This is a genomic window from Streptomyces sp. NPDC040589 (assembly GCF_055594445.1).
On sequence record NZ_JBVIWP010000014.1, the window covers coordinates 52,523 to 78,488 of the forward strand.

Here is a 25,966-nt window from a genome sequence, read left to right on the forward strand (position 1 = left end):
CCGCGGCCGTCCGCCGATGTGCCCTTGAGTGGTGCGTTCAGGAACTTCAGTACGTCGATGTGCCCTAGGAAGCGGGCGGTGGTCCGGCCGGCGGCGTGCTGCCACCCACGTTCGGCGGCGGTGTCGTGCCGCCCGTGTCCGGTCCTTTGCCGCCCTTGTGCGCGAGCCGGTCCACGGCGCCCTTGGCCTTGCCCGTGCCCGACTGGATCTTGTCTCTGTACTTGCCCTTGGTCCTCTTGTCGACGGCATGCGCCGCTTTCTCGAGACCGTGGTGGACCTTGCCCTCGTGACGCTGCGCGAGGTCCGAGACCTTGCCTTTGGCCGGGCCCAGCTTGGCCTTCAAGTCGTCCAGGAGACCCATCGCTTCACCTTCCCTCGCGCGGGGCGATCACGTACGGGCGCCCTCGCCGGCCTCGTTGTCGGCGGCCTTGTCGGTGGACTGCTGCTTGGGGATGTCGACGCCTTCGCCATCGGTGGCCTCTGCGGGGGCCTCGGCACTCGCCTCGGCCGCTTCCGTGGCTCCGTCGGCCCCCTTCGTCTCCAGGGCCTCGGCCGCCTCCTCCGCCTCGGGCCCGGCCTTCGCCATGTCTGCCTGAGCCTCGGCGGCAGGCGCCTCAGATGTGGCCTTCGACCGCCGAAGAAGTCGTGCAAAAACGCCCATATTCACTCCATACGTTACTCGTGCGGGCGAAATCCCGCGTTGCCCGGTGCGTCTGTTTGCGCCACCAGGGCCACCGCCTCTGTGATCCGGCGGCAGGAACCTCGCAACGGGCAACGACCCCGGAGTCGCGGCGTCACGTAACTCGTTCGAGAGCGGGGTTCGAGGTTTGCGAGACTGTGTCGGTGAGCAGTGCACCCCCCGCCCCCCGCGTCATCGCCGTCGTCGGACCAACTGCGGCCGGAAAGTCCGATCTGGGCGTTTTCCTGGCCCAGCGCCTCGGCGGCGAGGTCGTCAACGCCGACTCCATGCAGCTCTACCGAGGGATGGACATCGGCACCGCCAAGCTGACGCCCGAGGAGCGCGGCGGCGTCCCGCACCACCTCATGGACATCTGGGACGTGACCGTCACGGCGTCCGTCGCCGAGTACCAGCGCCTCGCCCGGGAGCGGATCGACGTGCTGCTCGCCGAGGGCCGCTGGCCGATCCTGGTCGGCGGCTCCGGACTGTACGTGCGCGGGGCCGTCGACAAGATGGAGTTCCCCGGCACCGACCCCGAGGTCCGCGCCCGACTGGAGGAGGAACTCACGCTGCGCGGCCCGGGCGCGCTGCACGCCCGCCTGGCCGCCGCCGACCCCGAGGCCGCTCGCGCGATCCTGCCGAGCAACGGCCGCCGGGTGGTCCGGGCCCTTGAGGTGATCGAGATCACCGGCAAGCCCTTCACCGCCAACCTCCCCGGCCACGACTCCGTCTACGACACCCTCCAGATCGGCGTCGACGTGGCCCGCCCCGAGCTCGACGAGCGCATCGCGCGCCGGGTCGACCGGATGTGGGACGCCGGCCTCGTGGACGAGGTGCGCGCACTGGAGGCGCAGGGGTTGCGAGAAGGGCGTACGGCCTCGCGCGCGCTCGGCTACCAGCAGGTCCTCGCGGCGCTTGCCGGGGAGTGCGCGATCGAGGAAGCGCGGGCCGAGACCGTACGTGCCACCAAGCGCTTCGCGCGCCGTCAGGATTCATGGTTCAGGCGCGATCCGCGGGTGCACTGGTTGAGTGGGGCTGCGGCCGATCTCACAGAACTTCCGCAGCTCGCGCTGTCCTTGGTCGAACGACCGGTTACAGCCTGATCACGTCATGGCATCGGGACGCCCAGGCCGTCATCCGGGCCTGCGGCGGCGTGCCATCATCGAGCTTCGATCGACCGAGTGAGTCCTAGTTGGGAGGGCGCGTGGCGATGGAGGCCGGCCCTCGCGACACCGCACACAGCACCGATCACATCACCGCCGACCGGGATGAACCGGAGCGTCTGGACGGACCGGAGCACCGGGACGGACCCGAGCAGGAGACGGACCGTCTCAGCTCCGACGGGCCCGATGACGAGTCGCAGGGTGTGACGGACGACGGCCCCGAGCCCGACGAGATGTTCGCGGAGGAGGTCGAGGTCGAGCTGCGCCCGCAGCGCCGGATGCGCATCTGGCAGCTCGCGCCCATCGTGGGCCTGGCAGCGCTCGGCTCCCTGATGTTCGCGTTCCCGCTCGCCTTCGACTTCGGCGACAGCGGGGCCGTCATCGCCATGCTCGGACTGCTGATCTGCTCGTGCGCGGCCGGCTGGGGCATGATGGCCGCCCGCCGCGTCGGCTACACCTGGCCGGGCCTGCCGGCCCGCGGCTCCGGCCGCAGACCGGACTGGCGCGTCGTACTCGCGTACGCCCTGGTCGTGGCGGTCGTTGTGACCCTCGCCGTCTGGCGGGTGGCAAGGCTCCGCTAGAGCACGCGCTCCCAAAGGGGCGCGGGGAACCGCGCGACCGGCCACGACGCACCCGCAGCCCGCGACGGACCGCACTGGGACCGCACCACCCCGATCCGGCTCTCCCCGCGGAGCGCCCCGTACGATCGAGGAATGAGCACGCGCACGCGGATCGCCTTCCTCAAGGGCCACGGCACCGAGAACGACTTCGTGATCGTTCCGGACCCCGAGAACACCATCGACCTGCCCCCGGCCGCCGTCGCCGCCCTGTGCGACCGCCGCGCGGGCATCGGCGGTGACGGACTGCTGCACGTCGTGCGGTCCGCGGCGCATCCCGAGGCCCGGCACATGGCGGCCGAGGCGGAGTGGTTCATGGACTACCGCAACGGCGACGGCTCGATCGCGGAGATGTGCGGCAACGGCGTGCGGGTGTTCGCGCGCTACCTCCAGCGCGCCGGGCACGTGGCCGAAGGAGACATCGCCGTCGCCACGCGCGGGGGCGTGAAGGCCGTGCACATCTCCAAGGACGGTGACGTCACCGTGGGCATGGGCAAGGCGCTGCTCCCCGAGGGCGACGTCATGGTGAGCGTCGGCGAGCGCAGCTGGCCCGCGCGGAACGTCAACATGGGCAACCCGCACGCCGTCGCCTTCGTGGACGACCTGTCCCACGCGGGTGACCTGCTCTCCCCGCCGCCCTTCAGCCCGGCCGCCGCCTACCCGGACGGTGTGAACGTCGAGTTCGTGATCGACCGCGGCCCCCGGCATGTCGCCCTGCGCGTGCACGAGCGCGGCTCCGGCGAGACCCGCTCCTGCGGCACGGGCGCGTGCGCGGTCGCCGTGGCCACCGCCCGGCGCGACGGTGCCGACCCCGCGGCCACCGGCGTTCCGGCGACCTACACCGTGGACGTCCCCGGCGGCACCCTGGTGATCACCGAGCGGCCCGACGGCGAGATCGAGATGACCGGCCCGGCCGTGATCGTGGCCGAGGGCGAGATCGACTCGGTCTGGCTGGAATCCGCCACCGGCGCGTGAGCAGGGGCCAATCGGCCCGAAACAGCCGCTCACCCTCGGCCGCCCGACCCGAAACCGCCGTGAGAACCGGCCACTTGGCGGAAAACCAACCGTCATGGTCGCGACGTAACGGGGCACAAACCTCACATTCATCCCTCGAATGGGTGATCAGTTTCACGCTCGGCGAGAGGCGGTCAGCCGGGCGTGGTGGGCTCGGTAGCATCAAGCACCGGCCCGGACGGGGGACCGAAGCCGCCCCGTGAGCCGTGTCCGCCCTGGGGCACCCGTCCGCCGGTCCACGCAGCCGGAGGTGCCCATGAGTGCGGAGGCCACGAATTCCGTGACCCCAGGCCCGATGCCGGGTGCGGTGTCATCACCGGTGACGCCGACAGCCCCGCGCAGAAAGGCCCGTCCCCGGATCGACCTGCGCCGCCTGGGCCGTGCCGCGCTCCTCGGCCCGGCCGCGCGCGACCGGCTGCCCGACGCCATCAGCCACGTCGTCGAGGCCCACCGCGCCCACCACCCCGACGCCGACCTCGAACCCCTGCGCCACGCCTACGTCCTGGCCGAGTCCTCGCACCGCGGGCAGATGCGCAAGAGCGGCGAGCCGTACATCACGCACCCGCTCGCCGTGACCCTGATCCTCGCCGAACTCGGCGCCGAGACCACGACGTTGACCGCGTCCCTGCTCCACGACACCGTCGAGGACACGGACGTGACGCTCGACCAGGTCCGCGACCAGTTCGGCGAAGAGGTCCGCTACCTAGTCGACGGCGTCACCAAACTGGAGAAGGTCGACTACGGCGCCGCCGCCGAGTCCGAGACCTTCCGCAAGATGCTCGTCGCCACCGGCAACGACGTCCGCGTCATGTCGATCAAACTCGCCGACCGGCTGCACAACATGCGCACCCTCGGCGTCATGCGCCCCGAGAAACAGGAGCGCATCGCCAAGGTGACACGTGACGTGCTCATCCCGCTCGCCGAACGGCTCGGCGTCCAGGCGCTCATGACCGAGCTGGAAGACCTGGTCTTCGCGATCCTGCACCCCGAGGAGTACGCGCACACACGGGAGTTGATCGTCCGCAACGCCGCCCGCGCGGACGACCCCCTCGCGGAGGTCGCCGACGAGGTGCGGACCGTGCTGCGCGAGGCGGACATCCCCGCCGAGGTCCTCATCCGGCCCCGTCACTTCGTCTCCGTCCACCGGGTCTCCCGCAAACGCGGCCGGCTCCGCGGCTCCGACTTCGGCCGCCTGCTGGTGCTGGTGAACGAGGACGCCGACTGCTACGGCGTCCTGGGCGAACTCCACACCTGTATGACGCCGGTGGTCTCGGAGTTCAAGGACTTCATCGCCGTACCGAAGTTCAACCTGTACCAGTCGCTGCACACGGCCGTCGCCCGGGAGAACGGCCAGGTCGTAGAAGTCCTCATCCGTACGCACCAGATGCACAAGGTCGCCGAGGCAGGGGTCGTCGCACTCGGCAACCCCTACGCACCGGCCCCCGAGGACCCGGCCGACGGCGAGCGCGTCGACCCCACCCGCCCCGGCTGGCTCTCCCGGCTCCTCGACTGGCAGGAGGCGGCACCCGACCCGGACCACTTCTGGTCGACGCTGCGCGAGGACCTCGCCCAGGACCGCGAGATCACCGTGTTCCGGCCCGACGGCGGCACGATCGGCCTGCCCGATGGGGCGACCTGTGTGGACGCCGCGTACGCGCAGTACGGCGAGGACGCGCACGCGTGCATCGGCGCCCGGGTCAACGGCCGCCTGGCGACGCTGAGCACCGTCCTCAAGGACGGCGACACCGTGCAGCTCCTCATGGGCCAGGACCCGGCGTCCGAGCCGTCCCGGGAGTGGCTGGAGCACGCCCACACACCCGCGGCCCGGATCGCCATCCAGCGGTGGCTGACCGCCCACCCGGCGCAGGCCGAGGCCCAGCGCACCGAGGCCCAGCGGACCGAGGACCGGCAGGACCGGCAGGCCGAGGAACGCGCGGCGGCTCCCCGGCCCGCCACCGGCGATGCCCCCGGCACGGACGGTTCGGCCCCGGAGCAGACGTCCACCCGCCCCGCCACCGGCCACGTCCTCGCCGACCTGACCGACGCGACCGTCCGGCTCGCCGGCTGCTGTACGCCCGTGCCGCCCGACGAGATCACCGGCTTCTCCGTACGCGGCGGAGCGGTCACCGTGCACCGCGTCGAGTGCGCCGCCGTGGCCCGTATGAAGGACGCGGGGCGTCCCGAGGTCGGCGTGCGCTGGGGCGACACCACCGAGTGCCGGGTCACGCTGGTCGCCGAATCGTTCGTCCGGCCCCATCTGCTCGCGGACCTCACCGAGGCCATGGCCCTCGAAGGCGCCGAGATCGTCTCCGCGACCGTCGAACCCCCGACCCAGCAGCAGGTACGGCACACGTACACCGTGCAACTCCCGGACGCGGCCCACCTGCCCGCCCTCATGCGCGCCATGCGCCACGTGGCCGGGGTGTACGACGTCAGCCGGGCTCAGCCGCAGACGCAGGGCGGCTGACCGGTACGGACGACGGCCGGGCGGGTGAGCCCCGGACGGGCCGGACGCGCGCCGTCCCCATCGCGCTCGCCTGCGCTGATAGCCGTGGGGCATGCTCCTCACCCCCCAGAGCCAGGCCCCCCGTTCGCGCCGCCGGAAGACGGCTGCGGCGCTCCTCGCCTCGGCCGTCTCCGTCTGCCTCGTCGCCGCGAGTGCCCCCGTCGTCCCGCTCGGCGTCGGCGACCGCCTCTTCCCGTACCTGGGCAACCCCGGCTACGACGTGGCGTCGTACGACCTCTCGTTCACCTATCCCGGCGGCAACAGCCGGCCGCTGCGGGCCGTCACCACCATCAGGGCCCGGACGACCGCCGACCTGGACCGCGTCAATCTCGACTTCGCCAACGGCACGGTCGACTCGGTCGACGTCGACGGTGAGCCCGCCGGGTTCAGCACCGCCGGCGAGGACCTGGTGATCACGCCCCAGGAAGCCGTGCCGGACGGCACCTGGATGCGGATCACCGTGCGGCACACCAGCGATCCCGTGTCCGCCAAGGGCCGTGAGAGCGGCTGGGTACGCACCACGGACGGCCTCGCCATGGCCAACCAGGCCGATGCCGCGCACCGGGTGTTCCCCTGCAACGACCATCCCTCCGACAAGGCGATGTTCACCATCCAGGTCACCGCACCCAAGGGCCTCACGGCCGTCGCCAACGGCCTGCCCGCCGGGGTGGCAAAGTCCGACGGTTCGACCACGTGGACCTACCGCACCCATCACCCCATGGCCACCGAGCTCACCCAGGTCTCCATCGGCCGCTCCACCGTGCTGCACCGCACCGGCCCGCACGGCCTGCCCATGCGGGACGTCGTACCGACCCGGGACCGCAAGGCGCTCGAACCCTGGCTGAGGAAGACCCCCGCCCAGATCGCCTGGATGGAGAGGAACCTCGGCCGCTACCCCTTCGAGACATACGGCATGCTCGTGGCTGACGCCTCCACCGGCTTCGAACTCGAGACCCAGACGCTCTCCCTCTTCGAGCGGGAGCTCTTCACCGAGTCCGCCTACCCGGAGTGGTACGTCGAGTCGATCATGGTCCACGAGCTGGCCCACCAGTGGTTCGGCAACAGCGTCAGCCCCCGCACCTGGTCGGACCTGTGGCTCAACGAGGGATACGCCACCTGGTACGAGGCGCAGTACGCCGAGGCGCGGGGCGGCAAGCCGATGCGGGACCGTATGAAGGCCGCGTACAGCGCCTCCGACGGCTGGCGGGCGGTCGGCGGCCCGCCCGCCGCCCCGAAGGTTCCCGAGCCCGGCCGCAAGACCGGCATCTTCCGGCACAACGTGTACGAGGGCGCGACGCTCGTCCTGTACGCCCTGCGCGAGGAGATCGGCCGCCCGGCCTTCGACCGCCTGCAGCGCGCCTGGCTCGGCCGCCACCAGGACGGCACGGCCTCGACGCAGGACTACGTCCGGCTCGCCGCCGAGATCTCCGGGCGCGACCTGAGCGGCTTCTTCAGGAGCTGGCTGTACGGCGAGAAGACCCCGCCGATGCCGGGACACCCGGACTGGAAGCCTCAGGCGCCCGCGAAGGCGGACGCGCCCGTGCCGGGAGCCGCCCGATAACACGGTGACGAGACGCCCCGTGCCGTGCGACTATCGACGGGTCGGCGCGGCACGGAGCGCCGGGAATCTCCCGGACCGCTCGTGCGTTGCGCACAGTGAACGGCTTCCCAGCTACGTAAGGATCCAATGACCTCCTCTTCTTCCCCCTCCCAGGACACCAAGCGCTTCACGCAGAGCCACCCCGAGGGTCTTCGGGCCGATGCCCTGATGGAAGAGGACGTCGCCTGGAGCCACGAGATCGACGGAGAGCGGGACGGCGAACAGTTCGACCGCTCCGACCGCGCGGCCCTGCGCCGTGTGGTGGGCCTCTCCACCGAGCTCGAGGACGTCACCGAGGTCGAGTACCGCCAGCTCCGCCTGGAGCGGGTCGTCCTCGTCGGCGTCTGGACCTCGGGAACCGTGCGGGACGCGGAGAACTCCCTCGCGGAGCTCGCCGCCCTCGCGGAGACGGCGGGCGCGCTCGTGCTCGACGGTGTCACCCAGCGTCGCGACAAGCCCGACGCGGCCACGTACATCGGCTCCGGCAAGGCCGAGGAGCTGCGGGACATCGTCCTCGAGTCGGGCGCGGACACCGTCATCTGCGACGGTGAGCTCAGCCCGGGCCAGCTCATCCACCTCGAGGACGTCGTCAAGGTCAAGGTCATCGACCGTACGGCCCTGATCCTGGACATCTTCGCCCAGCACGCCAAGTCCCGAGAGGGCAAGGCGCAGGTCGCGCTCGCGCAGATGCAGTACATGCTGCCGAGGCTGCGCGGCTGGGGCCAGTCGCTGTCCCGTCAGATGGGCGGCGGCAAGGGCGGCGGCCTCGCCACCCGTGGTCCCGGTGAGACCAAGATCGAGACGGACCGGCGGCGGATCCGCGAGAAGATGGCGAAGATGCGCCGGGAGATCGCGGAGATGAAGACCGGCCGCGAGATCAAGCGCCAGGAGCGCAAGCGCCACAAGGTGCCCTCGGTCGCCATCGCGGGCTACACCAACGCCGGCAAGTCCTCGCTGCTCAACCGCCTCACAGGCGCGGGCGTGCTGGTCGAGAACGCCCTGTTCGCGACCCTCGACCCGACCGTGCGCCGGGCCGAGACCCCGAGCGGACGGCTGTACACGCTGGCCGACACCGTCGGCTTCGTCCGCCATCTGCCCCACCACCTGGTCGAGGCGTTCCGCTCCACGATGGAGGAGGTCGGCGAGTCCGACATGATCCTGCACGTGGTGGACGGTTCGCACCCGAACCCGGAGGAGCAGCTGGCCGCCGTGCGCGAGGTGATCAGGGACGTCGGCGCCACCGACGTACCCGAGATCGTCGTGATCAACAAGGCCGACGCGGCCGACCCGCTGACCCTGCAGCGGCTGCTGCGCGTCGAGAAGCGGTCCATCGCCGTCTCGGCCCGCACCGGCCAGGGCATGGACACGCTGCTCGCGCTCATCGACAACGAGCTGCCGCGCCCCTCGGTCGAGATCGAGGCGCTCGTGCCGTACACGCACGGCAAGCTGGTCGCCCGTGCCCACGACGAGGGCGAGGTGATCTCCGAGGAGCACACCCCGGAGGGCACCCTGCTCAAGGTGCGGGTCCACGAGGAGCTGGCGGCGGAGCTCGCGCCGTACGCTCCGGCTCCGGCGCTCTGACGCAAGCGCGCAAGCACGCCGAAGGCCCGCTCCCTGTCCGCAGGGAGCGGGCCTTCGGCATGCTCCGGTCAGCGACCGCCGTACGTCTTGCTCATGTTCTGGTAGAGCGCCTCGGCGTCACGGCCCAGCTGCGGGCCCGCCAGCCACGTGTTGTCGGCCGGGCCGATCGATGTGTTCGACACGAGCACGGACTTGCCGTTCCGTACCCGGAACCAGCCACCGCCGGACGAACCGCCGGTCATGGTGCAGCCGATGCGGTGCATCGTCGGCAGGGTCGGGCTGAGCGAGAACCGGCCGGGGACGTCGACGCACTTGAACATCTTCAGGCCGTTGTAGGGCGGCGCGGCCGGGTAGCCCCAGGCGCCCATCTTGCGCGCCTCGGCCGCGGAGGGGGCGGAGAAGTCCACGTCCAGCGCGGCGCCGACCGTCTCCTCCAGGGACTTGCCGCCTCGCTCGGGCTTCACGTGCAGCACGGCGTAGTCGTACGCGGCTCCCTCGCCGCCGGTCTCCGAGCCGCCCTTGATCCACTGGTTCGAGGTCGAGGCCCAGTCCGCCCACCAGTTGCCGTACGGGGCGATCTCGGTCGGGTTCGCGTTGGTCAGCTCCGCCTCGGACTTGCCGTAGTCGTTGTAGGCGGGGACGAAGGTGATGTTGCGGTACCAGCCGCCGCTGCCACCGGCGTGCACGCAGTGGCCCGCCGTCCACACCAGGTTGGACCTGCCCGGGTGGTTGACGTCCTTGACGACCGTGCCGGAGCAGACGGCCGGGCCGTCGGGGGAGTCGAAGAAGACCTTGCCGACCGGCGCCGCGTTCCGGTGGTACGGCGTCTTCTCCGCCTGTGCCCGGACGGGCGCCGGGTCCGGGTCGCTGACACCCTGGCCGGCCGACGCGTCCTTCGTGGTGACCGTCTTGTCGGCCTCCTTCGCGGACCGCATCCGGTCCGGCTTCCAGAGGCCCTCGATCACCGGGTTGACGAAGTCCTTGGCGTCACTGAGCCACTTGTCCTTGTCCCAGTCCTTCCAGCCCCCGTCCCTCCACCGGTCCGCGTCGATCCCGTGCTCCTTGAGCTTGCCCGCGAGGTCGGCCGGGATCCGGACCCTGCCGCCGCCGTCCGCGGCCTGCGAGGTGGTGGCGTCGGGCTTGTCGCTCGCCGAGTCCGCCGAACCGTCACAGGCGGTAGCCGTGAGCGCCAGGGCGGCGACGAGCCCGGTGGCGGCGAGGACGGTGCGCCGCCCGCGGCTCGGTGCCGCGGGCGTACGTGTGGAACGCATGGTGCGATGACCCCCGTTGGTGCGTGCTGTGCGTGCTGTGCGTGCTTGGGTGCTGCTGGGTGTGGATGTCATGTGCTTGTCACACAGAGGCCTCAGTGCGGCTGCGATGCGCGACACCCCACTATGCCCGGGGAGTTGGGGGCGAACGGCGGTGGGCCGGTGAAGGTTTCCGTGAGCCCCCGGCCTCACCACCGCGCTGATCAGGCTGCCGTCAGCGGCCCGCGAACTTCTCGCTGACCGAGTCGTACACGCCCTTGGCCACGTCGCCCAGGCGCGGTCCGGCCAGCCAGCCCGACGTCACCGGGCCGATCGAGGTGTTGGACACCAGCGCCGGCTTGCCGTCAGACCCCGGCGCGACCCAGCCACCGCCCGACGAACCGCCGGTCATGGTGCAGCCGATGCGGTACATCGTCGGATCCGACGCCGTGACCGACAGCCGGCCGGGCCGGTCCTGGCACCGGAACAGCTTCTGCCCGTCGAACGGCGGCGCGGCCGGGTAGCCGATCGCCGTGACGCTCTTCGTCTTCGGTACGGAGGGAGCCTTGAAGTCGACCGGCAGCGCCGAACCGACCATCTCCTCGAGCGACTTGCCGCCGCTGCCCTTCTCCGGCGTCACATGGATGACCGCGAAGTCGTACGGAGCGCCGTCCCCGCCCGTCGAACCGCCCTGCTCGATCCACTGGTCCGAGGTCTGTGCCCAGTCGCCCCACCAGACACCGTAGGGGGCCACGTCCTCCCGGGTGGCGTTCTCCAGTTCCGCGACCGGCTTGCCGTCGTCGTTGTACGACGGCACGAACGCGATGTTGCGGTACCAGCCGCCCTTCTTGCCCGCGTGCACGCAGTGGCCCGCCGTCCACACCAGGTTGGACTTGCCCGGGTGGGCGGGGTCCTTCACCACCGTCGCCGAGCAGACGGCCGAGCCCTTGGGGGAGTCGAAGAACACCTTCCCGGCCGTGGGGGCGTTGGCGTGGTACGACGGCGGCACGGCCTGTGCCTCGACGGGCTCTGGCGTGGGATCGGTCACGCCCTGGTCGCCGGCGAGGTCGCTGTCGTCCACGCCCTGGTCGGGCTCCTCGGCCTCCCTCATGCGGTCCGGATCCCAGAGGCCTTCGATGATCGGGTTGATGTACTCGTTGGCCTCGCGCAGCCAGTCGTCCCGGTCCCAGTTCTTCCAGGCGCCGTTCTTCCACTTGTCGACGTCGATCCCGTGCTCGCGGAGCCGGTCCCTGATGTCGTCCGGGATCTTGAGCTTGCCGTCGTCGGAGGCGGTGGCGGACGCGGAGGCCTCACCGCCCGCCGCGGCGTCGCCCGACTCGCAGGCGGTGGCGGTCAGCGCGAGCGCCGAGGCGAGGGCCACGGCGGCCAGCACGGGGGAGTTCCTGTTGCGCGTCCACCCCCCTCGGCTGGTGGTGGACGACGGCCGTATGGATCGCATGATCTGACTCCCCCTGATGTGAACGAACTGGGATGAACCGGCGCCTCGAGCGCGGTGTCCGCCGAACTCACGGGGAGTTCAGCCCGATCTTCCGGCGCCCGGGAACGGCACCACACACTATGCGGTGGCTGTGGGGGCGCTCCGACGGAACCGCAACAGTTCCGTCACGGAAAGGATCTTGAGACAACCCGTAACCCGGTGAGCGGTCGGGGGTTGGTAGCGGTGGGGGGTCTGCTGTCTGTGTGCGGTCCCGTGTGCCCGTGCCCAGTGGGAGGTCAGGGAAGTCGTGGCGGAATCCACCCGTGGGGGATGTGCGTCAGAGGAGGCCGTTGTGCTGCGTACGCCGGTGAAAACCCTTCCCGGTGATGCGGTCGACGACGACACAGCGCCGGGAACGCGCGCCGCACAGGAAGGGATTCTGCGCCGCCAGTCCGCGCGCGAGTCCGCGGCCCGGACCTATGCCCGGGCCCTGCCGATCGTCCCGGTGCGGGCGCGAGGGCTGACCATCGAGGGCGCGGACGGCCGCCGCTACCTGGACTGCCTCTCGGGCGCCGGCGCACTCGCGCTCGGGCACAACCACCCCGTCGTCCTGGAGGCCATCCGCAAGGTCCTCGACTCCGGCGCACCCCTGAACGTCCTCGACCTGGCCACCCCCGTCAAGGACGCCTTCATCACCGAGCTGTTCCACACCCTGCCGCCGGGACTCGCCGACCGGGCCCGTGTGCGCTTCTGCGGACCGGTCGGCAGCGACGCCATGGAGACCGCCCGCGAACTCGTCCGCGCGGCGACCGGGCGGACCGGCCTCATCGCGTTCACCGGCGCCTGCCACGGCAGGACGGCCGAGCCGCCCGAAGCGCCCACGGGCGCACCCGACGTACGGGTGACCCGCCTGCCCTACCCGCAGGACTACCGCTGCCCGTTCGGAGTCGGCGGCGAGGCCGGGGCCGACCTCGCCGCCCGCTGGGCCGAGTCCGTCCTCGACGACCTCAGGTCGGGCGTGCCGCTCCCCGCCGGGATGATCGTCGAGCCCGTCCAGGGCGAGGGCGGGGTGATCCCCGCGCCGGACGCCTGGCTGCGGCGCATGCGGCAGCTCACGGCCGACCGGTCCGTCCCGCTGATCGCCGACGAGATCCAGACGGGCGTCGGGCGGACCGGCGCTTTCTGGGCGGTGGAACACAGCGGAGTGACCCCCGACGTCATGGTCCTCTCCAAGGCCATCGGAGGCAGCCTGCCGCTGGCCGTCGTCGTCCACCGCGACGACCTCGACACCGGGGAACCCGGCGCCCCCACCGGCATCTTCCGCGGCAACCAACTCGCCATGGCCGCCGGCACGGCGACCCTCGCCCACGTCCGGCAGAACCGCCTCGCCGAGCACGCGGCGACTCTCGGTGCGCGCATGCTGAGCCAACTCCAATTCCTGGCAAGGGAGTTCCCCTGCATAGGAGATGTGCGGGGGAGGGGGCTGATGATCGGCGTGGAGTTCGTGGATCCCGAGGGGGAAGCCGGGGGAGTCGGGCGCGTTCCCGGGGCTGGGGGAGATGGTGACTCGGTCGGCGGTGGAGCGGGGGGACGCTGCTGGGGCGATGTGGTGGAGGCGTCCTCTGGTTCGTGGGCATCGGTGATGCCGGACCGAGCGCGCCGGCCCCTTCCCGCCGCCCCCGAGCTGGCCGCCGCGGTCCAGCGGGAGTGCCTGCGGCGGGGCCTCATCGTCGGACTCGGCGGCCGTCACGCGAGCGTCGTACGACTGCTGCCGCCGCTGACGATCACCGACGAACAGGCGGCCGCCGTGCTGGACCGCCTGGCCGACGCCGTCCGAGCGGCCGCCCGGTGCCATGGGGGCGCGGCACCGGCGCCGTATACGCCGTGAGCCTCCATGCCGTGCTTGTCCACGCCGTGAGCTTCGACGCCGTGCAGGCTCACGTCATGAGCCCGCATGCGGTGAGGCTGCACGCCTTGAGCCCTCGGCCGCCGACCAGCGAGCCGAGTGGAACTCCTCGGCTCGCACCCCCGACCGTACGCCCCTGAACCACCCCACGAGGTAGCCGTGTTGAACGCCATCCCCGAGCCCGACGAGCACGCCACCATGCGGGGAGAGGGTTCCGTCGACGCCCGGCTGTCGGGTGCGTCAGTGGAATCGGCGGTCCCCGGTCAGAGGCCCGGGTCACCGCCCGCCGAGGCGCTGAACGCCGGCCCTGTCACCGACCTCCTGGACCACCCCGAGCCGCACATCGCCGCCCAGGCAGCCGCCGTGGAGAACCTGCTGCGCTGCTGGGCTCGTGAGAACAACCAGTCTGCCCCCGCCGACGGGATCCTTCGCATCCCCCTTCCCTCCAGCGGCACGGCCCTTCTCGCCCCGGTCCGCTACTGGTCCCCGACGGGCTGGCACCGCTTCGGCCTGCCGCAGCTTGCCGACGCCCCCGACCACGCCCCGCCGGCCGATGCCGTCACGGTCGCCGCCCTGCTCACCAGAGAGACGTGCGGAGAAAACCCCGACATCGGCCTCGACAGCAGCCCCGCCCATGACTCCGGTCTCACCGGCGCCCGCACCTCGACGGTCGGCGTCGCTGCCGGCGACGGCGACGGCGACGGCCTCGGCGGCGTCGCGCTGGTCGCGGGTGTCGCCGACTCCCTCCGCCGTGTCGCCGCCTTCGTCAGCGACCGCCGGGAACATCCGTCCGACGGCCCTGACCTCTTCCTCGCCGCAGAGCAGGCACTCCTCCTCGGACACCCCCTGCATCCGTCCCCTAAGAGCCGCGAGGGCCTCTCCGAGACCGAAGCCCGGCTGTACTCACCCGAGTTGCGCGGTTCCTTTCCCCTGCACTACATGGCTGTCGCTCCCTCCGTCCTCGCCACCGACTCCGCCTGGACCGAACGCGGCCGCTCTGTCCCTGCCGCCCGGCTCACCGCACGCCTGGTCGGCACCGACCTGCCACTGCCGGACGCGTACGCCCTACTGCCCCTGCACCCCTGGCAGGCGTGCGAGGTCCGGCACCGTCCGGAGACGGCTGCCCTGCTGGACACGGGACTGCTCCGTGACCTCGGCACCCACGGCACTCCCTGGCAGCCCACCTCCTCCGTACGAACCGTCTACCGAACAGATGCCCCCGCGATGCTCAAGCTGTCGCTGGGCCTGCGTATCACCAACTCCCGCCGCGAGAACCTCCGTAAGGAACTACACCGGGGCGTCGAGGTCCACCGCCTGCTCCGCAGCGGACTCGCGCGGCAGTGGCATGCCGTGCATCCGGGCTTCGACATCGTGCGCGACCCGGCCTGGCTGGCTGTCGACGATCCCGACGGCGCCCCATTGCCCGGACTGGACGTGGTGATCCGCCACAACCCGTTCGCGCCGTCCGACGACGTCTCCTGTGTCGCCGGCCTCGTCACGCCGCGCCCGAGCTCCCCGGCCCGGTCGGGTGCCGTTCCGGACCGCCCGGAGACACACGGCCCAGTAACTCGGTCCAGGCTGGCCGAGGTCGTCACGCGTCTCGCCCGCCGGACCGGCCGACCGCATGGAGCCGTTGCCGCCGAGTGGTTCCTGCGCTACCTCCAGCACGTAGTGCGCCCTGTCCTGTGGCTGGACGCCGAGGCCGGCATCGCCCTGGAAGCGCACCAGCAGAACACCCTGCTCCTGTTGGACGCCGAGGGCTGGCCCACGGGCGGCCGCTACCGCGACAACCAGGGCTACTACTTCCGCGAGTCCCGGCGCGCGGAGCTAGAAGCCCGGTTGCCCGGAATCGGAGAGCAGAGCGACACATTCGTCAGTGACGAGGTCGCCGATGAGCGCTTCGCGTACTACCTGGCCGTCAACAACGTACTCGGCCTCGTCGGCGCGTTCGGCTCCCAGGGACTGGCCGACGAGCGGCTGCTGCTCGCCGCCTTCCGCCGTTTCCTGGGCAACGTCGCCTCCGGCCCAGCCCGGCTGCGCACGTCGCTGCCCGCTTGCCTGCTCGACTCACCGGTCCTGCGGTGCAAGGCCAACCTGCTGACCCGGCTGCACGGACTCGACGAACTCGTCGGCCCGGTCGACACCCAGTCCGTCTACGTCACCATCGCCAACCCCCTGCGCTCCTGACCAGCCTGACTGTTCCTGACCACAACTGACCTCCTTTATCCCTGAGGACGTGCCGCCCCCCTTACTGAGAGGAGCGTTCGGTGCCCTTCGCCGACCCCACCACCGATCCCGGCACCGCTGTTCCCTTCACGGCCGACCTCGGCTCTGATGGCGGCTTCGGCGCCTCCTTCGGTCACCATGGCGGTGCCGGTTCCGATGTCGATCCCCGCAGGGGAGCCGATGCGCATCCCGGTGCGGATGCCTGTGAGCGGGACGCCGGTAAGGACGGGCGCGGCGAGGACACGATGGATCTGAGACTCTCGGAGGAATTCATCGCCCTCGTCGCGGACGACGCGTCCGACCGCCATGGAGCGCGGCGGCGGGACCAGGGCATGGCTCAGCGCTCCGTCGCCCCCACGGCGACCCGTGACACTCCGGTCCTCCCGACCGAGGCCGACCTCCTCGACCGCGTCGCCGACTGGGGCCCGGCTCACACATCCGCGGGCGTCTTCCACCTCGTCGCCGTGCGCGTGGACCGTGACCTTCCGCTCATCAGCCGCTGGATGAACGACCCGGCCTCGGCGTTCTGGGAGCTGTCCGGGCCGCAGAACGTGACCGAGGACCACCTGCGGGCCCAGCTCGCCGACGACGGACGCAGCGTCCCGTGTATCGGCGTGCTGGACGGAACGCCGATGAGCTACTGGGAGATCTACCGGGCGGACCTCGACCCGCTGGCCCGGCACTACCCCGCCCGGCCTCATGACACGGGACTCCACCTCCTCGTCGGTGGTGTCGCCGATCGGGGGCGTGGCCTGGGTGGTCTGCTGGTGCGAGCCGTAGCCGATCTCGCTCTCGCGCATCGGCCCTCCTGCGCACGCGTCATCGCGGAACCCGACATTCGCAACACCCCCTCCATCGCCGCTTTCCTGACCGCCGGCTTCCGGTTCTCCGCCGAGGTCGACCTGCCCGCCAAGCGGGCCGCCCTCATGGTCCGAGACCGGTCTCTTCGGCATCTCCTGTAGCGCTGTGTCACCGCGACATCACTCATTGAACGCGGCGCGTGACGCCGTGGTTCCCACGAGCCGCACGGATTTCTCGATCTGTTCGACGATCTCTTCGCAGACCTTTTCGTAGACCTTTTCGCAGATCTCTTCGTGGTTCTCTGGGCGCTTCCGCGATGGCCGGTCGCGGGCCACTGCGACCTGTTCTGTCCCAACGGGCCACGGCCCACCCGATCCATCCCGCCCGTCCCCCCCCCGTGTCGAGGAGCCCAAGGTCTTGATCCCGTCCCCCGCCGCCGCCTTGATCGCCCGTTTGTCAGTGCCGGGTCGTAGGGTGGTCGCGCTATGACGAAGCCCTCACTCCCCGAACTCCTGCATGCTGCCGTCACTGCCGTCGGCGGTACGGAGCGCCCCGGTCAGGTGACCATGGCCGAATCCGTCGCGGAAGCGATCGACGGCGGTTCCCACCTGCTGGTCCAGGCCGGCACCGGCACCGGTAAGTCGCTGGGCTACCTGGTGCCCGCGCTCGCGCACGGGGAGCGTGTGGTCGTCGCGACCGCCACCCTGGCCCTGCAGCGCCAGCTGGTGGAGCGCGACCTGCCGAGAACGGTCGAGTCGCTGCACCCCCTGCTGCGCCGCCGCCCGGAGTTCGCGATGCTCAAGGGCCGGTCGAACTACCTGTGCCTGCACCGTCTGCACGAGGGTGTCCCGCAGGACGAGGAAGAGGGCCTCTTCGACCAGTTCGAGGCGGCCGCGCCCACCAGCAAGCTGGGGCAGGACCTGCTGCGGGTGCGCGACTGGGCCGACGAGACCGAGACCGGGGACCGTGACAACCTCACGCCCGGTATCTCGGACCGGGCCTGGGCCCAGGTGTCGGTGTCGTCGAGGGAGTGTCTGGGTGCCTCGAAGTGCGCGTACGGAGCGGAGTGCTTCGCCGAGATGGCCCGCGAGCGGGCCAAACTCTCCGACGTCGTCGTCACCAACCACGCGCTGCTCGCCATCGACGCCATCGAGGGTGCCCCGGTCCTTCCGCAGCACGAGGTGCTGATCGTCGACGAGGCCCATGAGCTGGTCTCCCGGGTCACCGGAGTCGCCACCGGCGAGCTCACCCCCGGCCAGGTCAACCGCGCGGTGCGCCGCGCCGCGAAACTCGTCAACGAGAAGGCGGCGGATCAGCTCCAGACCGCCTCCGAGGGGTTCGAGCGGCTGATGGAGCTGGCGCTGCCGGGCCGGCTCGAGGAAATCCCCGAGGACCTCGGCTACGCACTCATGGCATTGCGTGACGCGTGCCGCACCGTCATCTCCGCGATCGGCGCGACCCGCGACAAGTCCGTCCAGGACGAGGACGCGATCCGCAAGCAGGCTCTGGCGTCCGTGGAGAACGTGCACGACGTGGCGGAGCGGATCACGAACGGCTCCGAATGGGACGTCGTCTGGTACGAGCGCCACGACCGCTTCGGTGCCTCCCTGCGCGTCGCCCCCATGTCCGTCTCGGGCCTCCTGCGGGAGAAGCTCTTCGCGGACCGCTCCGTGGTCCTGACGTCCGCGACGCTGAAGCTGGGCGGCGACTTCAACGGCGTCGGTGCCTCCCTCGGCCTCGCCCCCGAGGGCACCGAGGGGGAAGACCTCCCGCAGTGGAAGGGCATCGACGTCGGCTCACCCTTCGATTACCGCAAGCAGGGCATCCTGTACGTCGCCAAGCACCTGGCGCGCCCCGCACGGGACGGCGACCGCGCGGACATGCTCGACGAGCTCACGGAGCTGATCCAGGCGGCGGGCGGCCGCACCCTGGGCCTGTTCTCCTCCATGCGGGGAGCGCAGCTGGCCGCCGAGGAACTGCGCTCGCGGATTCCGGAGTTCCCGATCCTCCTCCAGGGCGAGGAGACGCTCGGTGAGCTCATCAAGAACTTCGCGGCGGACCCGAAGACCTGTCTGTTCGGCACGCTGTCGCTGTGGCAGGGCGTGGACGTACCCGGGCCCAGCTGCCAGCTGGTAGTGATGGACAAGATCCCCTTCCCGCGCCCCGACGACCCCCTGATGAGCGCCCGCCAGAAGGCCGTGGAGGACGCGGGCGGCAACGGCTTCATGGCGGTCGCCGCCACCCACGCCGCGCTCCTCATGGCCCAGGGCGCCGGCCGTCTTGTACGGGCGTCGGGCGACCGCGGTGTGGTCGCCGTGCTGGACCAGCGGCTCGCGACGGCCCGGTACGGGGGCTATCTGAAGGCGTCGCTGCCCGACTTCTGGTTCACGGCCGACCGCAATCAGGTGCGGAAGTCGCTGGCGGCGATCGACGCGGCGGCGCAGCAGACGGAAGCCGGTTGAGTCTCGGGGGTCGGTCCGCGGCGGCGGAGCCGCACGCCGACCCCCACCACTCAGCCTCAGGGGCCCCCACCACTCAGCCTCAGGGGCCCCCACCACTCAGCCTCAGGGACCCTCATCACTCAGCATCAGGCTGCCCCGCGCCTCAGGTCGATCCGCGGAACCGGGCCCGGACAGCACAGGGCCCCGGAACCGGCGCAGGGGTCCCGGGGCCCGGTCAGAGGGCGGGCCCGCTGGGCCCACCCGACGCGGTGCGTGGCGTCAGACGCGGCGCAGTACGGCCACCACCTTGCCGAGGATGGTCGCGTCGTCGCCGGGGATCGGCTCGTAGGCCGCGTTGTGCGGCAGGAGCCAGACATGGCCGTCCTCGCGCTTGAAGCGCTTGACGGTGGCCTCTCCGTCGAGCATCGCGGCCACGATGTCGCCGTTCTCGGCGACCGGCTGGCGGCGGACCGTGACCCAGTCGCCGTCGCAGATCGCGGCCTCGATCATCGAGTCGCCGACGACCTTCAGGACGAACAGCTCACCGTCGCCGACGAGCTGGCGGGGGAGAGGGAAGACGTCCTCGACGGACTCCTCGGCGAGGATCGGGCCACCGGCGGCGATGCGGCCGACCAGCGGGACGTACGACGCGGCCGGCTTGCCCGCGGTGTCCGTGGGCTGCACGGAGGCGGCCTGGTCCGAGCCGCGCACCTCGTAGGCGCGGGGCCGGTGCGGGTCGCGGCGCAGGAAACCCTTGCGCTCCAGTGCCATCAGCTGGTGTGCGACGGAGGAGGTGCTGGAAAGGCCGACGGCCTGACCGATCTCCCGCATCGACGGCGGGTAGCCGCGCCGCTGCACTGAGTCCCTGATGACCTCGATCACGCGGCGTTGGCGGTCGGTGAGTCCGGAGCTGTCCGCCCGGATGCCGGGAGGTCGTCCGGGCAAGGAACGCTTGTGCCCCTCCGGGTTCGTGGCTTCGTTCATCGCGTGCACCGGCTCGAGTCGGCTCTGGGAGCGGTCCTGGGCAGTGATGGTGGCACTGTCTGCGGTGGTGGTCACGTCGGCCCCTCTCGATGGTCTCCCTGCTGGACAACGGTAGTTGGTTTCGAAAGGTTGCGCCAAACACACGTTCGAGTGAAAAATCGCGAATCGACTGCCGCGATCATGTGTCCGGGTGTATTAGCTACCGCGTTGCCTGGCGGGCAAAAGGGCTCATTGCTGTACTCTTCACCGCCGGGGTGATCGTCTGTGGACTGTTGCCCCAGTCTGCCATCCGGCATTCCCCTGCCCTGGGATCGGCCCTCATCTGTGCGGGAGTCCCACGCCGCCTCCTCGCGGCGCCCACGGTATCTCCGCATGTGCCGTAGCGATACGGCAGTGCGCCAACGGATGCCGCTGCGTGTGAGTGGCGCGTGCGACCGGGTGCGAAAAGCGGGGCGCCGGCGTGCGGTGAAGGCGGGGGTGATTCGGTCCGCCGCCCCCGACCTGCGTCTACGCGTGCGACACGCGTGGGTGGCGTGGATGTATGAGCCAATCCCCACATCTAGTGGTTGGATTGCAACAGCAGCCCACAAGTTGTGGTCCCCCGGGTCTCAGTGCCCATGGTCATCGCCTATGCTTGGGACTGCTTCGTGGGGCGCAAGAGGCCCGGCGAGGCCATTGAGTCTGCTGTGAGGAGGGTTGGGAGTTTCATGCACTGCCCCTTCTGCAGGCACCCCGACAGCCGTGTCGTCGACAGTCGTACGACCGACGACGGCACGTCGATCCGCAGGCGCCGCCAGTGTCCTGACTGCTCCCGTCGTTTCACGACCGTGGAGACGTGCTCGCTCATGGTGGTGAAGCGGTCCGGAGTCACCGAACCCTTCAGTCGCACCAAGGTCATCAATGGTGTGCGCAAGGCGTGCCAGGGACGGCCTGTCACCGAGGACGCGCTCGCCCAGCTCGGCCAGCGGGTCGAGGAGGCGGTGCGGGCCACCGGAAGCGCCGAGCTGACCACCCACGACGTGGGGCTGGCCATTCTCGGCCCGTTGCAGGAGCTCGATCTCGTCGCCTATCTGCGATTCGCCTCCGTCTACCGGGCGTTCGACTCGCTCGAGGACTTCGAGGCGGCCATCGCGGAGCTGAGGCAAGAGACGGGATCCCCCGACGCGGACGACGGTGACCGCGAGGACACGGGTGCGGGGAGCCAGGAAGACGACCGCGGGTCCGGAGGGACGACACAGGTCCCCGAGCCCGCAGGCGCCGCCGACTGACCGGCGGGCCGGACCCGGACGGCAGCTCCGGGCCCGGCCGGGCGGCGGCGATGTGAAGACCTGTTGCGGGCGATGTGAGTGGGTGCCCGCAACACCAGACAGAACACCGTGCCACGGGAACAACGGGGCACTTCAGGGCGTTTTCGCCCGTACAGGGAGGCGGCATGACAGAGACGGCGAGCGGTCCGGCACGGAGTTCCCGCGCCAAGGGCACCAAGGCGAACAAGGGCCTGCGTATCGAGCGCATCCACACCACCCCTGGGGTCCACCCCTATGACGAGGTGGCGTGGGAGAGCCGTGACGTCGTCATGACCAACTGGCGCGACGGCTCGGTCAACTTCGAGCAGCGCGGCGTCGAGTTCCCCGACTTCTGGTCGGTGAACGCGGTCAACATCGTCACCAGCAAGTACTTCCGGGGTGCCGTCGGCACCCCGCAGCGCGAGACCAGCCTCAAGCAGCTGATCGACCGCATCGTGAAGACGTACCGGAAGGCCGGAGAGGACCACAAGTACTTCGTCTCTCCCGCCGACGCCGAGATCTTCGAGCACGAGCTGGCGTACGCCCTCCTGCACCAGATCTTCAGCTTCAACAGCCCTGTCTGGTTCAACGTCGGCACCAAGCAGCCCCAGCAGGTCTCCGCCTGCTTCATCCTGGCCGTCGACGACTCCATGGAGTCGATCCTCGACTGGTACAAGGAAGAGGGCATGATCTTCAAGGGCGGCTCCGGCGCCGGCCTGAACCTCTCCCGGATCCGCTCCTCCAAGGAACTGCTGTCCTCCGGCGGCAACGCCTCCGGCCCGGTCTCCTTCATGCGCGGCGCCGACGCCTCCGCAGGAACGATCAAGTCCGGTGGCGCCACCCGTCGTGCCGCCAAGATGGTCGTCCTCGACGTGGACCACCCGGACATCGAGGACTTCATCGAGACCAAGGTCAAGGAAGAGGAGAAGATCCGCATCCTGCGGGACGCGGGCTTCGACATGGACCTGGGCGGCGACGACATCGCGTCCGTCCAGTACCAGAACGCCAACAACTCGGTCCGCGTGAACGACGAGTTCATGACCGCGGTCGAGCAGGGCAGCCAGTTCGGGCTGCGCGGCCGGATGACCGGCGAGGTCATCGAGGAGGTCGACGCCAAGGCGCTCTTCCGCAAGATCGCCGAGGCCGCGTGGGCCTGCGCCGACCCCGGCATCCAGTACGACGGCACCATCAACAACTGGCACACCTGCCCCGAGTCCGGCCGGATCACCGCGTCGAACCCGTGCAGTGAGTACATGCACTTGGACAACACGTCCTGCAACCTGGCCTCGCTGAACCTGATGAAGTTCCTCGTGGACGACGGCAAGGGCAACCAGTCCTTCGCGGCCGAGCGCTTCCAGAAGGTCGTCGAGCTGGTCATCACCGCGATGGACATCTCGATCTGCTTCGCCGACTTCCCGACTCAGAAGATCGGCGACAACACGCGCGCGTTCCGCCAGCTCGGCATCGGCTACGCCAACCTCGGCGCCCTGCTGATGGCCACCGGTCACGCCTACGACTCCGACGGCGGCCGTTCCCTCGCCGGATCCATCACCTCGCTGATGACCGGCACGGCCTACCGGCGCTCCGCCGAACTCGCCGCGGTGGTCGGCCCGTACGACGGCTACGCCCGCAACGCCGACGCCCACAAGCGCGTCATGAAGCAGCACTCGGACGCCAACGACAAGGCCGTCCGCATGGACGATCTGGACACCCCGGTGTGGGCCGCCGCCAGCGAGGCCTGGCAGGACGTGGTGCGCCTCGGTGAGAAGAACGGTTTCCGTAACTCCCAGGCGTCCGTGCTCGCCCCGACCGGCACCATCGGCCTCGCGATGTCCTGCGACACCACCGGTGTCGAGCCCGACCTCGCGCTGGTCAAGTTCAAGAAGCTGGTCGGCGGCGGCTCGATGCAGATCGTCAACGGCACCGTGCCGCAGGCCCTGCGCCGCCTGGGCTACCTCGAAGAGCAGATCGAGGCGATCGTCGCCCACATCGCCGACCACGGCAACGTGATCGACGCCCCGAGTCTCAAGCCCGAGCACTACGAGGTGTTCGACTGCGCCATGGGCGAGCGGGCCATCTCCGCGATGGGCCACGTCCGCATGATGGCCGCGATCCAGCCGTGGATCTCCGGCGCCATCTCCAAGACGGTCAACATGCCGGAGTCGGCGACCGTCGAGGAGGTCGAGGAGATCTACTTCGAGGCCTGGAAGCTGGGCGTCAAGGCGCTCGCGATCTACCGCGACAACTGCAAGGTCGGCCAGCCGCTCTCCACCAAGAAGTGGGAGGAGAAGGCCGAGGAGCCCGCCGCCGTCGAGGCCAAGGTCGAGAAGGTCGTCGAGTACCGCCCGGTCCGCAAGCGCCTGCCGAAGGGACGTCCCGGCATCACCACGTCCTTCACCGTCGGCGGTGCCGAGGGCTACATGACCGCCAACTCCTACCCGGACGACGGTCTCGGCGAGGTCTTCCTGAAGATGTCCAAGCAGGGCTCGACCCTCGCGGGCATGATGGACGCCTTCTCCATCGCGGTCTCCGTCGGCCTCCAGTACGGCGTCCCCCTGGAGACGTACGTCTCGAAGTTCACGAACATGCGCTTCGAGCCGGCCGGCATGACGGACGACCCGGACGTGCGGATGGCGCAGTCGATCGTCGACTACATCTTCCGCCGCCTGGCGCTGGACTTCCTGCCCTTCGAGACGCGCTCCGCGCTCGGCATCCACTCCGCCGATGAGCGCCAGCGTCACCTCGAGACGGGTTCGTACGAGCCGAATGAGGACGAGGTCGACGTCGAGGGTCTGGCCCAGTCGGCGCCGCGCGCCCAGGAGCTGAAGGCCGTCACCCCGCCGAAGAACGAAGCGGCGGCTCATCCCGCCCCGCAGCAGGCCCACACCAGTGCCGAACTGGTAGAGATGCAGCTGGGCATCCAGGCCGACGCTCCGCTGTGCTTCTCCTGCGGTACGAAGATGCAGCGCGCCGGTTCGTGCTACATCTGCGAGGGCTGCGGCTCGACCAGCGGCTGCAGCTGACGCCGAGCGCCTGAGCCGATGACGGAGGGGCACCGCCTTTGGGCGGTGCCCCTCTTGTCGTCACAGGCTGCGGATGTCACGGCATGGTGCTCACGCCCCGGGTGCCGCGCCCATCGTCCTGGTGAAGGCCACGGGGTCGCCCTCGAAACCGCGCAGGCCGGAGTGGAAGGCCCAGGGGCCGGAGCCGTCCCGGACGAACTCCGCGACCGTCGCGGCCGTCGCCCCCAGGACACCGCCGAAGTCGTCCTCCGCGAGGACCGTGTACCCCTCGCGGATGCGCAGGCCGGGGTTGACCACGCTGACGAAGGTGCGCTCCGCCGGGCGCTGCTGGATGACGACACCGACCACCACGCGCGCGTACCGGTCGTCGAGGCGGTTGAGTTCCAGCATCATGACCTCGTCGTAGCCGAAGCCCTGGCCGTCCTTGCTGTCCCGGTTGAGGTAGATGGTGCCGTCGGGGGAGCGGCTGTCGAAGTGCACCACATAGGCGGGATCGCCGTGCGGGGCGTCCGCCAGGTACGTCGCCGCGACGAGGTCCAGATCGGTGGACGGCTGCCCCGCCGGACTGGGATCCCACCTCATCGCGATCTCGATCTTGCTCAGTCCCTTGTTGAGCCCGTCCACCAGAGTCCCCTTCCCCGTACCGACCCGCCTGTTCGCCCCAACTGCCGGGCGCTTACCACTGTTTGTCCATCCTGCCACGCGTGAGGGTGCGCGCGTGGAGGAGCGGTCAGGCCGAGAGTGACCGGCGCCACGCTCCGTGGCCTTACCATGGCGCGGTGCTGGTCAAGTGGATTCGCTGCACCGTGGTGGACCGCCGCGGTTTCGAGCGGGGGCAGCGGAAGTGGGCGGGGCTTCTGGGGGAGCCGGGGTTTCGCGGGCAGGGGGGTGGCTGGAGCCGGGGGCGGCCGGACGTGGCACACATATTCGCGTTCTGGGAGAGCCGCGCCTTCTACGACTCGTTCATGGCACGGTCCCACGACCGGCTGGCGTCGACCCAGTCGGGCACCTTCAAGGACGCCCAGGTCAGGCTCTTCGACTACCGCTTCGACGTGAAGACCGGCTTCGAACCGCGCTTCACGGACGCCGACCTGCTGCGGGTGGCGCTCTGCCGTGCCCACGAGGAGCGGGCCGAGCACTTCGTGCTGATGCAGGAGAAGGTCTGGAACCCGGCGATGGCCGGCTCTCCCGGCATGGTGCGCGGGCTGTTCGGCGAGGCGCCCGGGCACGAATTCCTGGTGCTGTCGATGTGGCGCTCGGACGCCGAGCACGGCAAGTACCGCACCGAACGCGTGGAGCGGCTCGCCCTGAGAGCCCAGACGGAGGCGGACGTGGCGGCGCTCACCGGGGACATCGTGGGCATGGAGCCGAGCTGGACCGTCTGACTCGGGAAACGGTCCGATTCAGACTCGGGAAACGGTTCGATTCAGACTCGGGAAACGGTTCGATTCAGA

At 70.4% G+C, this 25,966-nt stretch carries 19 protein-coding genes; 13 read left to right on the forward strand and 6 right to left on the reverse strand.

The window, feature by feature from the left end:
* Positions 1-64 precede the first annotated feature (64 nt).
* Both ACZ58V_RS38460 and ACZ58V_RS38465 read right to left on the reverse strand, forming a co-directional pair.
* Positions 65-361, reverse strand: a complete 297-nt coding sequence (locus tag ACZ58V_RS38460; protein WP_468192385.1) for an antitoxin — start codon at positions 359-361, stop codon at positions 65-67.
* Positions 362-388: 27 nt separating this feature from the next.
* Positions 389-586 carry a gliding motility protein gene (locus tag ACZ58V_RS38465; protein ID WP_471295891.1) on the reverse strand — a complete coding sequence of 66 codons (198 nt, stop codon included), beginning with the start codon at positions 584-586 and terminating at the stop codon, positions 389-391.
* Positions 587-843: 257 nt separating this feature from the next.
* Between ACZ58V_RS38465 and miaA the strand changes: the two genes are divergently transcribed.
* The 6 genes from miaA to hflX all read left to right on the forward strand — a co-directional run bounded on the left by miaA (position 844) and on the right by hflX (position 9,160).
* Positions 844-1,782, forward strand: coding sequence for a tRNA (adenosine(37)-N6)-dimethylallyltransferase MiaA (gene miaA / locus ACZ58V_RS38470; RefSeq protein ID WP_468192382.1), 939 nt, complete (start codon positions 844-846; stop codon positions 1,780-1,782).
* A gap of 107 nt (positions 1,783-1,889) precedes the next feature.
* Positions 1,890-2,423: a hypothetical protein gene (locus tag ACZ58V_RS38475; RefSeq protein ID WP_468192460.1), complete on the forward strand. Its 534-nt coding sequence runs from the start codon at positions 1,890-1,892 to the stop codon at positions 2,421-2,423.
* Positions 2,424-2,555: 132 nt separating this feature from the next.
* Complete coding sequence (gene dapF, locus ACZ58V_RS38480) at positions 2,556-3,434, forward strand: diaminopimelate epimerase (RefSeq protein ID WP_471295893.1); 879 nt, start codon at positions 2,556-2,558, stop codon at positions 3,432-3,434.
* A 295-nt stretch (positions 3,435-3,729) separates the two neighbouring features.
* Positions 3,730-5,940, forward strand: a complete 2,211-nt coding sequence (locus tag ACZ58V_RS38485; protein ID WP_471295896.1) for a RelA/SpoT family protein — start codon at positions 3,730-3,732, stop codon at positions 5,938-5,940.
* A gap of 91 nt (positions 5,941-6,031) precedes the next feature.
* On the forward strand, positions 6,032-7,540 hold the full coding sequence (locus ACZ58V_RS38490) for a M1 family metallopeptidase (RefSeq protein WP_471295898.1): 1,509 nt from the start codon (positions 6,032-6,034) through the stop codon (positions 7,538-7,540).
* 126 nt (positions 7,541-7,666) lie between these two features.
* A complete protein-coding gene (gene hflX / locus ACZ58V_RS38495; protein WP_382832458.1) occupies positions 7,667-9,160 on the forward strand; it encodes a GTPase HflX in 1,494 nt (497 codons plus the stop codon).
* Between the two features lie 68 nt (positions 9,161-9,228).
* On the opposite strand, the gene ACZ58V_RS38500 is transcribed toward hflX, so the two are convergent.
* Positions 9,229-10,431: a trypsin-like serine peptidase gene (locus ACZ58V_RS38500; protein ID WP_471295900.1), complete on the reverse strand. Its 1,203-nt coding sequence runs from the start codon at positions 10,429-10,431 to the stop codon at positions 9,229-9,231.
* 211 nt (positions 10,432-10,642) lie between these two features.
* On the reverse strand, positions 10,643-11,866 hold the full coding sequence (locus ACZ58V_RS38505) for a trypsin-like serine peptidase (protein ID WP_471295902.1): 1,224 nt from the start codon (positions 11,864-11,866) through the stop codon (positions 10,643-10,645).
* A 346-nt stretch (positions 11,867-12,212) separates the two neighbouring features.
* Between ACZ58V_RS38505 and ACZ58V_RS38510 the strand changes: the two genes are divergently transcribed.
* From ACZ58V_RS38510 to ACZ58V_RS38525, 4 genes are all read left to right on the forward strand, one after another.
* A complete protein-coding gene (locus ACZ58V_RS38510) occupies positions 12,213-13,733 on the forward strand; it encodes an aminotransferase class III-fold pyridoxal phosphate-dependent enzyme (protein WP_471296014.1) in 1,521 nt (506 codons plus the stop codon).
* A 180-nt stretch (positions 13,734-13,913) separates the two neighbouring features.
* Entirely contained in the window at positions 13,914-15,938 is a 2,025-nt protein-coding gene (locus ACZ58V_RS38515; protein ID WP_471295904.1) for an IucA/IucC family protein, read from the forward strand.
* A gap of 80 nt (positions 15,939-16,018) precedes the next feature.
* A complete protein-coding gene (locus ACZ58V_RS38520) occupies positions 16,019-16,939 on the forward strand; it encodes a GNAT family N-acetyltransferase (protein ID WP_471295906.1) in 921 nt (306 codons plus the stop codon).
* Between the two features lie 324 nt (positions 16,940-17,263).
* Entirely contained in the window at positions 17,264-19,240 is a 1,977-nt protein-coding gene (locus ACZ58V_RS38525; protein WP_471295908.1) for an ATP-dependent DNA helicase, read from the forward strand.
* Between the two features lie 258 nt (positions 19,241-19,498).
* Here ACZ58V_RS38525 and lexA read toward each other — a convergent pair whose 3' ends face one another.
* On the reverse strand, positions 19,499-20,278 hold the full coding sequence (gene lexA, locus ACZ58V_RS38530) for a transcriptional repressor LexA (RefSeq protein WP_184589888.1): 780 nt from the start codon (positions 20,276-20,278) through the stop codon (positions 19,499-19,501).
* A 632-nt stretch (positions 20,279-20,910) separates the two neighbouring features.
* Between lexA and nrdR the strand changes: the two genes are divergently transcribed.
* On the forward strand, positions 20,911-21,471 hold the full coding sequence (gene nrdR / locus ACZ58V_RS38535) for a transcriptional regulator NrdR (protein WP_468192368.1): 561 nt from the start codon (positions 20,911-20,913) through the stop codon (positions 21,469-21,471).
* A gap of 164 nt (positions 21,472-21,635) precedes the next feature.
* The gene (locus tag ACZ58V_RS38540; RefSeq protein WP_471295910.1) at positions 21,636-24,512 is read left to right on the forward strand and encodes a vitamin B12-dependent ribonucleotide reductase; all 2,877 of its coding nucleotides are present in this window, start codon (positions 21,636-21,638) and stop codon (positions 24,510-24,512) included.
* A gap of 90 nt (positions 24,513-24,602) precedes the next feature.
* On the opposite strand, the gene ACZ58V_RS38545 is transcribed toward ACZ58V_RS38540, so the two are convergent.
* On the reverse strand, positions 24,603-25,136 hold the full coding sequence (locus tag ACZ58V_RS38545; RefSeq protein WP_468192366.1) for a TerD family protein: 534 nt from the start codon (positions 25,134-25,136) through the stop codon (positions 24,603-24,605).
* Between the two features lie 155 nt (positions 25,137-25,291).
* Between ACZ58V_RS38545 and ACZ58V_RS38550 the strand changes: the two genes are divergently transcribed.
* On the forward strand, positions 25,292-25,897 hold the full coding sequence (locus tag ACZ58V_RS38550; protein WP_468192365.1) for a YdbC family protein: 606 nt from the start codon (positions 25,292-25,294) through the stop codon (positions 25,895-25,897).
* Positions 25,898-25,966 lie beyond the last annotated feature (69 nt).